Below are 12868 nucleotides of genomic sequence, written 5' to 3'. Positions count from 1 at the left end.
AAGCCTACTCGGCCACTACTCGGCGGGGCCCGAGCCCAGGGCCTCGAGCGCGTCCCGCAGGTGGCCGTCCGCTGCGGCGAGGGCCTCGCGCACTGCCGTGGTGTCGGCACCGGAGGCCACGATCCCGATGGCGAGCTTCACCGACCCGTCCGCTGCGACGAGCGCGTCGGCCGCGGCCTCCGGCTCGCACCCGGTGGCGGCGATGACGATGCGCTCCGCGCGGGCGCGCAGCTTCTCGTTGGTCGATCGCACGTCCACCATGAGGTTGCCGTAGACCTTGCCCAGCTGCACCATGGCCAGGGTCGAGAGCATGTTGAGCACGAGCTTCTGCGCCGTGCCGGAGTTCAGCCGCGTGGAGCCCGCCACGACTTCCGGAGCCGCCTCCGCCTCGATGGCGATGTCGGCGTCGGCCGACATCTCCGCCGACCGGTTGCCCGCGATGGAGATCGCGAGCGCGCCGCGCTCCCGTGCGGTGCGCAGGGCGCCGATCACGTAGGGGGTGCGACCGGATGCCGAGATGCCGACCACGCTGTCCAGGGGACCGACCTCGAGCTCGGCGAGCGCCGCAGCACCGGCCGGCGCATCGTCCTCGGCGTTCTCCACGGCCGAGCGCAGGGCGTGGTCGCCGCCGGCGATCACCCCGACCACGAGACCGGGGTCCGCACCGAAGGTCGGCGGGATCTCACTGGCGTCCAGCACGCCGAGGCGGCCGGGCGAGCCTGCGCCGATGTAGATCAGGCGGCCTCCCTGCCGCATCCGTTCGACGATCCCGTCCACGGCCCGCGCGATGCTCTCGCCCGCTTCGGCGACCGCGTCGACCGCGCGATGCGCATGCTCGGCCATCAGGCCCACCTGCGCGCGGGTGTCGAGCGTGTCGAGGTCGGCGAAGCGCGGATCCACGCGCTCGGTCGCGAAGGTCTCGAGAGTGGATCGCAACTCTGCGCGGTCGGTCATGACGGGTCCTCTTCCGGAATGGTGACGACGGGCGGGTTCCGCAGCGCGCGGCGGGCGGCACGGGCCGCGAGAAGGCTGGCCGCCGACGCGGTGACGGTGGGCCCGGCGTCATCGACGGCCAGGCCGACGTTGACCGCGACGGTCTCGGGCAGGGCGGAGCGGAGGCGGTCGAGCACGACCCGCTGCGGCGCACCCGCGTCGATGCGGTCGACGAGCACCACGCTCTGGCTCTTACCCGCGGCGATGATCGCCGCGTCGACGTCGGAATCCCCGACGCTCGTGGCGTCGAGCCGGATGACCGGGCCTCCCTGCGCGAGCGTCAGCGCGACGTGCGCCCCTGCGCTGTCCACGGCGAGGCTGGAGGCGCGTCGCAGATCGATGACGGCGATGGGGGCAGCCTCGAGCGCTGCGGGCACGCCGTCGACCCTCAGCGCGCGGTCGGCGACGGCATCCCCGTCGAACGCCACCTCGGCGACCGGTCCACGGGAGCGCACGACGACGGCCATCGCGGCGACCCGACCCGCTGCCTCCTCGACGCGAGCGCGGGCGAGCTCGCCCGAGCGCATCGCGGCGACGACCGCATCGCGTGCTTCGAGGTAGTCGCGTTCGTCCTGGTCGGGCAGCATCCCCGCGCCCGGGTTGGTGGGGTTGCCGATGCAGAGCAGGTCGGCGCCGGCGGCGAGCGCGCGCACGGCTCCCCCGCCGATGCCGACCGTCTCACGGACGGCGGCCATGTCGAGGGCGTCCGTGATGATGACGCCCTCGAATCCGCTCGCGCGCAGCCGGCCGAGCACGAGCGGGTTGAGCGTCGCCGGGGCCTCGCCCCACTGGGGTGCGGCGATGTGCGCGGTCATGATCGAGAGCACACCGGCCTCGACCGCGGCCGCGAAGGGCGGCAGGTGGACGCGGTCGAGCTCGTCCTGGTCGATCTTCAGACGCGGCAGGTCGTGGTGCGAGTCGGTGTGCGTGTCGCCGTGCCCCGGGTAGTGCTTGGCGCAGGCGGCGAGGCCGGTGGACTGGATGCCGCGCACCGCGGCGGCGACATGCCGGGAGACGAGGCCGGTGCTCGCCCCGAACGCACGCACCCCGATCACGGGGTTGCGCGGGTCGGTGTTCACGTCGGCGACCGGCGCGATCACGACATCCGCGCCGATCGCGGCGACGCGCCGCCCGATCTCGTATCCGGTCGCACGCGTGATGTCCGCGTCGTCCAGCATGCCGAGTTGCGCAGCACCCGGAAGCGTCGAGCCGGTGCTCGACTCGAGGCGGGTGACGCTGCCGCCCTCCTCGTCGATGCCGATCAGCGCCTGCGGGGCGATGCGGTGGATCTCCTCGCTCAGTGCCCTGGTGTCGCCGTCGAGATTCTGCGCGAAGTACACCACCCCTGCGAGACCGTTGCCCAGAGCATCCGCGAGCCAGCCGGGAACATCCGAGCCGAGGAAGCCGGGCCACAGGATCGCGTTCGCCAGTCGCTCCAGCTCATCGGCCTGCGCCATCCTCGGCTCCTTCTGCGTTCCCCGCGTCGACTGCCGGGGCGATCCGGCATCCACCTCAGTATTCCCGATCCGGCACGCCGATACACTGAGCGGATGAGCTCCGCGTTCCTCACCGACCGCTACGAACTGACCATGCTCGCCGCCTCGCTCAGCGACGGCACGGCGAGCAGGCCCTCCGTCTTCGAGCTGTTCTCGCGACGGCTCTCGGGCGGACGTCGCTTCGGCGTCGTCGCGGGTACCGGGCGTCTGCTCTCCCTGCTGCGGGATTTCCACTTCGGCGATGACGAGCTGCGCTTCCTACGCGACCACGATGTCGTGGACCGCGCGGCGCTGGCCTACCTCGAGAGCTACCGGTTCACGGGGACGATCCGCGGGTACCGCGAGGGCGAGCTGTACTTCCCCGGCTCGCCGATCCTGACCGTCGAGGGCTCCTTCGCGGATGCCGTGGTGCTGGAGACGCTGGCGCTGAGTGTGCTGAATCACGATTCGGCCGTCGCGACGGCCGCCGCGCGCATGAGCATCGCCGCCGGCGAGCGCCCGCTTGCGGAGATGGGCTCTCGCCGTGCCGCGGAGCACTCCGCCGTGGCCGCCGCACGCGCCGCCTACATCGCCGGGTTCGCGGCCACCAGCAATCTCCAGGCCGGCCGACAGTGGGGCATCCCGACGATGGGCACCGCCGCGCACTCGTGGACGCTGCTGCATGACAGCGAGGAGGCGGCGTTCCGCGCCCAGGTCGACTGCCTCGGCGTGGACACGACCCTGCTCGTGGACACCTATGACATCACCGCCGGCGTCGAGACAGCCGTGCGGGTGGCGGGCACGCGCCTGGGAGGCGTTCGACTGGACTCCGGCGATCTGCCGATCGTGGCCGCTGAGGTGCGCGCGCAGTTGGACGAACTCGGCGCGAACGACACGAAGATCACCGTCACCAGCGACCTCGACGAGTACGCGATCGCCGCACTCGCGGCATCCCCGGTCGACTTCTACGGCGTCGGCACGTCCGTCGTCACGGGCTCGGGCTACCCCACGGCGGGAATGGTCTACAAACTCGTGGCACGTCAGGACGCCGGGGGCGGCTGGGTGTCCGTGGCGAAGGCATCGACCGACAAGGGCTCCAAGGGCGGGCGCAAGGCCGCGTTCCGCTCGTTGCAGAACGGCGTCGCGACGGCCGAGACCATCGTGGTCGCCGACGGGTTCGAGCACCTGGACACGCCGGCGGATCATCCGGACGGTCGTGCCCTGCAGGTCACGCTCGTCGACGGGGGCGAGATCGATTCCGCCCACGAGGGCGCCGAGGGAACCGCATCCGCTCGGGAGCATCACCTGCGCGTGCGCGAGGAGCTGCCCGTGCGAGCGCTCGCACTCAGCAAGTCGGACCCGGCGATCCAGACGCTGTTCGTCGACGCCCGTTAGGGATCAGCCGACCATCTTCTCGTAGATCTCCTTGCAGGTGGGGCAGATCGGGAATTTCTCGGGGTCGCGCCCCGGCGTCCACTTCTTGCCGCACAGTGCGCGCACCGGCTTGCCGGTGATGGCGGACTCGAGGATCTTGTCCTTCTTGACGTAGTGCGAGAAGCGCTCATGGTCGCCGGGCTCGAGGTTCTCCTCACGGAGGAGCTCTTCGAGTTCGCGATCAAGTGTTGCCACGCCACCCTGATCGGGGCTGTCCAGCGGAGTACTCATGGGGAGATTCTAGCCGCCGTCCGCGCACCGGGATCAGGTGGTCTCGACGAACTCCATCAGCCGCGCACCCGTGCGCTCGAAGATGACACCGCCGATCGCGGCACCGCCGAACAGAACCACGACTCCGGTGATGATGCCCGTCCAGAACACCGCGGGCGCGTGCTGGTCGCCCTCCAGCACCGTGAGCACGAACAACCAGAGGGTGGGTGCGCTGAACAGCAGTGCGCCGAGGAAGGTGCCCGCCGCACCGAAGGATCCGTGCGAGGAGGCCCGCTGCGGCTGCTGGAACGGGCTGTCTCCCGGGCGCGACACGGCGTACGGTGCCACGACCGAGGCCACGCTCGACATGCCCAGACCCGTCAGCAGCAGCACGGCGGCCACGCCGATCAGCGGCAGCAGCAGATGCCAATAGCCGATGTACGCCAGCGTGACGGAGATGGCTATCGCGAGCAGCGGGATCGACACCAGCAGCACGGGCACCAGTCGGCCGAGGCGGTCCGGCAGACCTCGCACACCGCTGGCGATGTGGATCCACAGCGCGGTCGAGTCGTAGGCGACGTCGTTGTGCGGCAGCCAGCCGAAGAACAGCGCCATCAGCGGCACCGGCACGAGCGCGGCGGCCCACGCCGGAACGCCCGCGACCATCAGCGGGAACACGGTGAGCACGCCGGCGATCGGCACGACGAGGATGTTGACGACGTAGCGGCGGTCGCGCAGCCAGTAGACCAGACTGCGTGCGGCGACCGCGCCGAAGGCGTTGGCGGGCAGTGAGCCGAACCAGCCCAGTCCCGAGCGCTCACGGGTCGCGTACGGCCGGTCCGTGGTGGTGAGCAGACGACGCACCAGATACGCCCACAGAGCGAGGAGCAGGCCCAGTGATGCCAGAGCGACGAGCCCGCTCGCCCAGGCCGCGGGGGCATCACCCTCGGCGAGGTGGAAGACGAACGCCTGAGGAGCCGCGAGCGGTGAGAAGCCCACCACGGTCGCCGCGGCGGCGACGGAGGCCGGCACCTGACCGTCCCATTTCAGGGAGGCGAAGTACGCGGCGACCGGGAACGCGACCACGATCACCGGGATCGTGAACAGCACCGTCAGTTCCCGCGATCGGCGCTCCGGAAGCGCGATGGCGCTGATCGCCATGCCGATGCGAGCGATCAGTGCTGTGGAGACCACGGCGACGATCGCGGCGGCGACCGCGACCGGCCAGGCCAGCCCGCCCACGGCGACCGCGGTGATGACGAAGCAGACGTTGACCGCGATGAGAGCGAGGCTCGGCACGCTGAACAGGGACGCGAGAGCGAGGATCCACGGCACCCGCTTCTCATCGACCCCGAACGGACCGAACCGGCGCGGGTCCAGCTGGTCGGGCGTTCCGGTCAGCATCGGCGCGAGGAAGAAGGCGAGGAAGGACGCTGCCGCGGCGAGCACCATCACGGTGCGAGCGGGCGGAAGTGTGGCGGTGCCGAGTCCGACCACGGCGATGCAGACCGCCACCGTGACGACGACGGTCGCGAGCAGCGCGAGCACTCTGCGCTCCGGGCGTTCGCCGCGCAGGGCGCCTGCGAGCAGGGCGAGCCTCAGGCGGAGAACGTGTGCAACCACTCGAGTCCCTCCACTTCGGCGCCGACGCCGGAGAGCTCGACGAATCGCGCGGCGAGGGTCTGCCCCGCGCGCACCTCGTCGATCGTGCCCTCGGCGAGCACTTCGCCGTCGACGATCACCGCGACACGCGAGCAGACCCGCTCCACCAGGTCCATGCCGTGGCTGGACAGGATGACCGTGCCGCCGTGCGCCACGTAGGAACGCAGGATGTCGAGGATCACGCCCGACGACACCGGGTCGACGGCCTCGAAGGGCTCATCGAGCACGAGCACGCGCGGCGAGTGGATCAGGGCCCCGGCGATCATGAGCTTCTTCGTCATACCGGCCGAGTAGTCCGAGACGACGCGGCTCAGCGCCTCGGTGAGGTCGAACGCCCGGGCGAGGTCGCCGATGCGCTTGTCGATGACGGCGCGGTCCAGGCCACGCAGCTGGCCGTAGTAGTGCAGCAGCTGACGGCCGGTGAGCCGGTCGAACGTGCGCAGCCGGTCGGGCAGCACGCCCATGACGCGCTTCGCGGCGAGCGGGTTCACGCGCTGGTCGATCCCGCTGATGTGAACCGTGCCGGCGTCCGGGCGCAGCAGGCCGGCGATGATGGACAGCGTCGTCGTCTTGCCTGCACCGTTGGGGCCGACCAGTCCGTAGAACGATCCGGCGGGCACTGTCAGGTCGACTCCGTCGACGGCGTGCGCGTCGCCGAAGCGCTTGACCAGGCCACGGATGCGGATCGCGTCGACGGCGTCCTCGTCCGCCTCCGGCGCGGACGGTGACTCATCCGTGATCGGTGTCAGCGTCTCGCTGTCGATGGGCGCGTCGGATGCGGCCTCGGGCTCGGGAGCGGACTCGGTCTCGGGCTCGGCGGCCGGAATGGTCTCGGGGACGGGCGCGGCTTCGGCCTCGGATGCCGCGTCCGTCTCAGGCGCGACATCGGATGCGCGGGTGGAGGCGACGTCGCTTTCGGATGCGGGGGCGGCTTCGGGCTCGGGAGCGGCCTCGACCTCCGGGTCCGAGGTGGTTGCGGGTGCGAGGGCGGCCTCGGACTCGGGAGCGGCCTGCGTGCCGGGGGCGATCGCTTCGGGGTCGACGACATCCGCGATCGAGGCCGCCGAGGGCTCCGCCGCCGCCGCAGCAGCGGAACCCGCGGCACTGCGGGGTGGCCGCGCCTCGGTGGGAGACTCCGCGCTGTTCGACGCGGCGGTGAGCCGTGGGGTCAGCCGCACATCTGGGACGATCCGCACCGGGGTGTCGATCGACACGTTCTCGACGGGATCAGCAGCGGCGGTGGGACGGGTCTCGATTGCGGGAGACGTCGTCGTGGGTTCCGCCGCCCCGGTGGAGCCGGCCCCGGCCGTGGTGTTCGCCGCGGGAGACGCCGCGGGAGACGGGGATGCCGCGGACTTCGACGCTGACCTCTTGGATGCCGCAGCCTTCGACGCTGCAGACTTCGACGCTGTCGACTTCGATGCCGCGGTCTTCTTCGAAGCTGCGGTCTTCGGTGCCGGCGTCTTCGATGCCGCGGTCGTCTTCGAAGACGCGGTCTTCTTCGACGATGCAGATGCAGGCGCGGTCTTGGCGGCTGCGGTCGCGGGCGCCGTTGTCGGGGACTTCGCCGTCGGAGCGGGAGACGTGGCCGGCGCATCCGCCTCGGCCTCCGCCCCCGGCGCCGCGCGCTTCGCTGAAGGCCGCGCAGTCTTCCTGGGCGTCGCGCTGCTCTTCGAGGCGGCCGCCGTCGCCTGGGCCGCTGTGGACTTCGCTGTCGCGGGCTTCGCAGCCGCCACGGCCTTCGCCGAGGCTGCCTTCGCTGCGGCATCCTGGGCCGCCGTCCTTGCCGAGGCGGCGTCCGCGGTCGCCTTCTTCACTGCGGCCGTCTTCGCGGCCGTCGCGGCCGCGGCGCGCTTGGCGGCCGCGGTCTTCGCGGCGGCGGTCGTGGATGCCGCCTTCTTCGCGGCTGCCGTCTTGGCGCCCTCCGTCTTCGAATCGCCGGTCTTCGCGGTCGCCTTCTTCGAATCGCCGGTCTTCGGGGCTGTTGTCTTCGGGGCCGCTGTCTTCGGGGTCGTGGTCTTCGGAGTCGCCTTCTTCACGGCCTCCGTCTTCGTGCCTGTCGCTGGCCGCGCGGTCGACTTCGCGGCCGCGGTCTTCGCCTTCACCCCCGCGCCGCTCGCCTTGCCCGCAGGCGTCTTCCGATCGGTCGATGCCGCGGTCGTACGGGGCGCCTTCTTCTGCGCAGGGGGCGCCGCGACGGCATCCGCGTTCTCGTTCTGAGAGATGTCGATGCGGTCGTCTCCGGAATCCCGAGAAGCAGTCACAGGTACTACGGTATCAAGCCGAAGCGCCCGCTCCGGATGGCTTCTTCACACTCGATGACAGGCGTCGAGAGGCCGGATGAGAGCCTGAGTGACAGGTGTGCAAACGATCACGAAACGGCAACGGCGACGCCCTCGCCCGAGCGCTCCCAGGTGACTTCAGTAGCATGATGCTGGCACGAAGAGGTGTCCCGTCGTTGAATCGACAGTGAACACAAGTTCTTTTTAGGAGAAACCGTGACTCTTCAGACCGTCATCCTTGCCGCAGGCATGGGCTCGCGGCTCGGCCGCGCCCTGCCGAAGCCGCTCACCGAGCTGAGCGATGGACGCACGATCATGAGGCAGCAGCACGACAACATCCGCGCCGCCTTCGGCAACGACGCCCGCATCACCGCTGTCGTCGGCTACCGTGCCGAGACCATCATCGAGGCGTTCCCCTCCGCGAACTACGTGCACAACGAGCGGTACGACGTGACGAACACGTCGAAGAGCCTGCTGCGCGCCCTGAACGCCACGGGTAAGGGCGGGGTGCTGTGGATGAATGGAGACGTCGTCTTCGACCCGCGCATCCTGGGCCGCGCGATCGAGTTCATCGAGCGCGACCAGTCGTTCGTCACGGTCAACACTTCCAAGGTGAGCGACGAAGAGGTCAAGTACACGGTCACCGCCGAGGGGTACATCAAGGAGCTGTCCAAGACCGTCAAGGGCGGTCTGGGCGAAGCCGTCGGCATCAACTACATCTCCGCCGCGGACAAGAAGGCGTTCATCCGTCAGCTGCAGCGCGTCGCCGACCAGGACTACTTCGAGCGGGGCCTGGAACTGGCGATCGCCGAGGACGGCCTGTTGCTCGAGCCGATGGACGTCTCGGACCTGTACGCGGTCGAGGTCGACTTCGCTGAGGACCTGGAGCGCGCGAACCTCTTCGTGTGATCCATTCGGCGCCTGAGCCGTCGAAGATCTCGGAAGCCGTCTCCCCTGCGGGAGGCGGCTTTCGGCGTTCTCGCGGACGCCGCACCTATGATCACGACATGCCCGAGAAGGTTCACCAGCTCTACATCCTCCCCGACGAGGACCGCACTCGACCTGTCGAGCCGGCCGCTCCCGTGGGAGCGCGGCCGTGGTCCGCGCGCGGCTTGGATCGCGTTCTCGCCGTGCAGCGTCCGCTCGTCGTGGCGCACATCCGCAGCATCCGTCTGCGCCATCCGCATGCCACTCCGCAGCAGATCATCTCGATCCTCGAGACCCGATACCTCGCGACCGTGACGACCGGCGGAGCCGCGGTCGGCGCGACAGCGGTGATCCCCGGGATCGGAACAGGCATCACGCTCGCGTTGTCGGGCGCGGAGACCGTGGGGTTCATGGAGTCGACGGCGCTGTTCGCCCAGTCGGTGGCCGAGGTCCACGGTGTCGCGGTCGAGGACCCCGAGCGTGCCCGTGCGCTGGTGATGGCCCTGATGCTCGGCAAGGAGGGCATCGACCTGGTGTCGCAGCTGGCCAGACAGGCATCGGGAAAGGGAGGCACCCGGTCCTCGTACTGGGGTGAGCTGGTGACGAAGTCGCTCCCCCGCGCGGCTGTCGGGCCGCTCGTGGACCGACTGAAGTCGGCGTTCGTCCGCCAGTTCGCCTCGCGCGGCGGCGCATCGTTCATCGGCAAGGCCCTGCCGTTCGGGGTCGGCGCGGTGGTCGGCGGCGCCGGCAACCATCTGCTGGGGCGTCGCGTGCTGAGCAACTCACGGCGTGCGTTCGGCACGGCGCCCGCCTGGCTTCCGCGCGCGCTGGAGCCGGTGCCTGGCAGCGAGAAGCTGGAACGGCGGATGCTGCACGGCGCGCGCGCGATCGGAACCGGCGTCGCGTCCCGCCTCAAGCGGCGCCGTCCGCACGCCGACGGCGAGGCTGAATCGTCCTCCACAACCGCCGAGTGAGGCGGATTGTCCACAGGCTGCGGCGACGCCGTCTTGTGCAGCGACGGGGCGTCGGTCGGCATCCTTAGCTTGGCGGCATGCCGCACCCCATCGAGCCCACCCCGACGTCGTCGCCACCGCCCTATGCCGTTCCGTGGCTGGTCGCACGCACCGACCGAACTCATCCGGTCATCACGAACGCGGGGCTGGAGCCGGTCGACTTCGTGAAGGTGATGCGCAGCGACGCCTCCTCCGTCGATCTCGTGGATCTGTGGGGTCAGGTGCTGCCGACCGAGGCCATCGAGCTGTGCCTGTGCGGTTCCCGCCTCGAGGACGTCGTCGTCACGATCGCATGGTTCCGCCAGTACGACGGTCTGGAGTATGTGTGGCGGTTCGCCGTGTGAGGCGCCGGTGTCCCCACTGGTCCCTGCGCGAGCGCGCGGCGGCGAACACCACAATCTTCTGGAGAAATGCTCCGCGAACCCTTCCCGTAATCGAAACTTTGTTCTATACTGGAGTCATGTCCACAGATCCGATCGTCCGCCGAGAAGCGCAGGCCGCGCTGCTGGACGAGTGGGTCGAGATGCGTCGTCAGATCGCCGCGTTGGAGGCCCGAGCGGCGGGGCTTCTGTCGGACCGGCTGGAACTGATGGATGAGGATGCCGCCGAGCAGCCGCTGCATCGAGATGCGATCGAGCGGTCCATGATCGCGGAGTACTCGACTGCCGGATGCATCGCCAAAGGCAGCGCAGAGCACGCGTTCGCCGACGCGCGCCTGCTGGCGGACAGCTTTCCCGCGCTGCGGGAGTCGTTCGCGACCGGCGCCGTCAGTGCTGCGCACGTGCGGGAGATCCTGCGCGCCTCATCCGAGGTGTCCCGCGCGATCACAGAGGGCGGCAGCGATCCCGCCGCGCTCCGCCTCTACGAGGCCGGCGCACTGGAGTTCGCCACGCAGGAGGCGCCGGCGCGAACGAGGGTTCATGTGCGCGAGCTGGCCGCCGCGTTGGCGGGGCTGAGTCTCACCGAGCGGCACAAGGTGGCCGAAGCCGAGCGCGGCGTCAGTGCGCGCCCTGTCGGTGACGGGCTGGCCTTGCTGCAGGCGGTCCTGCCCGAGCACGTGGCGACCGCGATCATGGATCGCCTCACCCGGATGGGACGCCACCAGATGCAGCACCTGGAGCACCGCACCCCGACCCTCCCCACTGACGGGGACGAGATCGACCGCGAGGCGGCCGCCGCCGACGCTCGCGATCAGGCCCACGCCGGTGTCGGCGACAACGACGGGGTCATCGTCGGAGACGGCACCTTCACCCGCGACCCGTTCCCTGAGGATGCCGCAGCAGAGGGCGATGAGGAGGATCTGGCCGTGTACTGGGCGCGCGTGGATCAGATGATCGCCGCGGGCCCGCAGGTGATCCAGATCCCCACCGACCGCCGCACGATGGACCAGGTCCGCGCGGACCTGCTCACCGACATGCTGCTCGGCGCCGCCCCCACCGCTGTGCAGGGCACCGGACTGGGCGAGATCAGTGCGCACATCCAGGTCACCATCAGCGCGACCACCCTCGCCGGCCGCGATGACCTGCCTGCCCAGCTCGACAACCATGGACCGCTGCACCCGGACGTGGCCCGCGCCCTCGCCGGCCATGCGACCTCCTGGACCCGACTGTTCCTGGACCCGACCGGCTTCGTCACCCAGACCGACACGTACCAGCCGACCGCCGCGATGCGCCGATACCTGCGCGCACGCGACCAGCACTGCCGCTTCCCCGGATGCCGCATGCCCGTTCACCGGTGCGAGACCGACCATACGGTCGACTGGGCGAAGAGCGGACCAACCAGCATCCACAACCTCGCCCACCTGTGCTCAACGCACCATTCGCTCAAGCATCCGTCGATCCCGGAGGAGCACCGCTGGACCGCGAAGCAGCTCCCCGACTGGAGCGTCGAATGGACGAGCCCTCTCGGTCGAAGTCGCGTCGACCGACCACCTCGTCGCGTCATGTTCGTGCTGTCGGATCCGGATCCGGATCCGACCGATCAACCCGCGCTTTCCGTTGAAGACATCGAGTGGGTCACGCCCGTCGATTCCCTCGTGCCGTTCTGACCTCCGGGGTGCCTTCGTGCACCGCGGTGCAGGAGACAGGCAGAGCTGTGGATAACTTCTGCGGAACGCGACTCATTCGAGTTACCGTGGCCGGGTGACTCTCGCGACCTCCTCCGTCCGCACGCTCGGCGCGTTGTCCGCTGGACTGCTCGCACTCGGGATGCTGGTCGCGTGCACTCCCGAGCCGGAGCCCGAGCCCGCACCGACCAAGACCGCACTGTTCTCCTCGGACGAGGAAGCGTTCGCGGCCGCGGAAGAGACGTACCGGGCGTACACGGATGCTCTCAATCAGGTGGACACCAGCGATCCGGATACGTTCGATACGGTTATCGATTGGACCACCGGAGAGGCCTCAGCGGCCCTCCGAGAGTCTCTGAGCGAATTGCGCGCGAAGTCAATAGTGCTTGTGGGATCTACGACTATCCAGCAAGCGACGCCGCTATCTGTTGACCCCGACACCGGGGACATCTCGATGCATATCTGTGCTGACGTATCGAAGACCGACGTTCTTGACTCGACCGGTGCTTCGCTTGTTCCAGATGGACGAGCGCCAGTTCAGTCAATGCTCGTGGTTCTCACCCCGTCGGATAGTCCGACCGCGCTCCGTGTATCGAGCACAACCGGGGACGAGGAACGCACGTGCTCGCCCTAGTCGTGCTCTTGGTCCTGGGGTCCCCTGGTGGGCAACCACCGCAATGTCCCATCCCGACCATGACATGCTCTGGCACGAACAATGGCGATCAAGTGGACGTCACAGGCAAGAGAAAGCAAAGCGAATCAAGCGGCGGTGGCGATCACGAATATTCAGGCAACACCTGGACCAAC

12 protein-coding genes are annotated in these 12868 nt (G+C 69.6%); 7 read left to right on the top strand and 5 right to left on the bottom strand.

Going from position 1 to position 12868, the window contains the following annotated elements; translation table 11 throughout:
• Window positions 1-15: 15 nt before the first annotated feature.
• Window positions 16-954, bottom strand: a complete 939-nt coding sequence (murQ, locus tag ACFQY2_RS10020) for an N-acetylmuramic acid 6-phosphate etherase (protein WP_378745631.1) — start codon at window positions 952-954, stop codon at window positions 16-18.
• The gene (locus tag ACFQY2_RS10015; protein WP_378745630.1) at window positions 951-2450 is read right to left on the bottom strand and encodes a glycoside hydrolase family 3 protein; all 1500 of its coding nucleotides are present in this window, start codon (window positions 2448-2450) and stop codon (window positions 951-953) included. Before ACFQY2_RS10015 ends, murQ begins: the two co-directional genes overlap by 4 nt.
• A gap of 93 nt (window positions 2451-2543) precedes the next feature.
• On the opposite strand from ACFQY2_RS10015, the gene ACFQY2_RS10010 reads away from it, so the two are divergent.
• Window positions 2544-3863: a nicotinate phosphoribosyltransferase gene (locus ACFQY2_RS10010; protein WP_378745629.1), complete on the top strand. Its 1320-nt coding sequence runs from the start codon at window positions 2544-2546 to the stop codon at window positions 3861-3863.
• Window positions 3864-3866: 3 nt separating this feature from the next.
• On the opposite strand, the gene ACFQY2_RS10005 is transcribed toward ACFQY2_RS10010, so the two are convergent.
• From ACFQY2_RS10005 to ACFQY2_RS09995, 3 genes are read right to left on the bottom strand one after another with little or no spacing between them, the layout of a single operon-like run.
• On the bottom strand, window positions 3867-4133 hold the full coding sequence (locus tag ACFQY2_RS10005; protein ID WP_307372439.1) for a DUF3039 domain-containing protein: 267 nt from the start codon (window positions 4131-4133) through the stop codon (window positions 3867-3869).
• A gap of 33 nt (window positions 4134-4166) precedes the next feature.
• The gene (locus ACFQY2_RS10000; RefSeq protein WP_378745628.1) at window positions 4167-5735 is read right to left on the bottom strand and encodes a hypothetical protein; all 1569 of its coding nucleotides are present in this window, start codon (window positions 5733-5735) and stop codon (window positions 4167-4169) included.
• Entirely contained in the window at window positions 5711-6988 is a 1278-nt protein-coding gene (locus tag ACFQY2_RS09995; RefSeq protein WP_378745627.1) for an ATP-binding cassette domain-containing protein, read from the bottom strand. Before ACFQY2_RS09995 ends, ACFQY2_RS10000 begins: the two co-directional genes overlap by 25 nt.
• Here ACFQY2_RS09995 and ACFQY2_RS09990 point away from each other — a divergent pair.
• From ACFQY2_RS09990 to ACFQY2_RS09965, 6 genes are all read left to right on the top strand, one after another.
• Complete coding sequence (locus ACFQY2_RS09990) at window positions 6975-7994, top strand: hypothetical protein (protein WP_378745626.1); 1020 nt, start codon at window positions 6975-6977, stop codon at window positions 7992-7994. The two genes, ACFQY2_RS09995 and ACFQY2_RS09990, sit on opposite strands and share 14 nt — an antisense overlap.
• Before the next feature lie 278 nt (window positions 7995-8272).
• The gene (locus ACFQY2_RS09985; RefSeq protein ID WP_378745625.1) at window positions 8273-8965 is read left to right on the top strand and encodes an NTP transferase domain-containing protein; all 693 of its coding nucleotides are present in this window, start codon (window positions 8273-8275) and stop codon (window positions 8963-8965) included.
• Window positions 8966-9063: 98 nt separating this feature from the next.
• Window positions 9064-9957 carry a hypothetical protein gene (locus ACFQY2_RS09980; RefSeq protein WP_378745624.1) on the top strand — a complete coding sequence of 298 codons (894 nt, stop codon included), beginning with the start codon at window positions 9064-9066 and terminating at the stop codon, window positions 9955-9957.
• A gap of 77 nt (window positions 9958-10034) precedes the next feature.
• On the top strand, window positions 10035-10340 hold the full coding sequence (locus ACFQY2_RS09975) for a hypothetical protein (protein WP_378745623.1): 306 nt from the start codon (window positions 10035-10037) through the stop codon (window positions 10338-10340).
• Window positions 10341-10456: 116 nt separating this feature from the next.
• Window positions 10457-12043, top strand: coding sequence for a DUF222 domain-containing protein (locus tag ACFQY2_RS09970; protein WP_378745622.1), 1587 nt, complete (start codon window positions 10457-10459; stop codon window positions 12041-12043).
• A gap of 94 nt (window positions 12044-12137) precedes the next feature.
• Window positions 12138-12695: a hypothetical protein gene (locus ACFQY2_RS09965; protein ID WP_378745621.1), complete on the top strand. Its 558-nt coding sequence runs from the start codon at window positions 12138-12140 to the stop codon at window positions 12693-12695.
• The last annotated feature ends 173 nt before the right edge of the window (window positions 12696-12868 follow it).

It is taken from the genome of Microbacterium sp. GCM10027623, assembly GCF_042666935.1.
In the GTDB taxonomy this organism is placed as follows: Bacteria; Actinomycetota; Actinomycetes; order Actinomycetales; family Microbacteriaceae; genus Microbacterium.
This window is presented reverse-complemented; position numbering and strand designations above follow the sequence as displayed.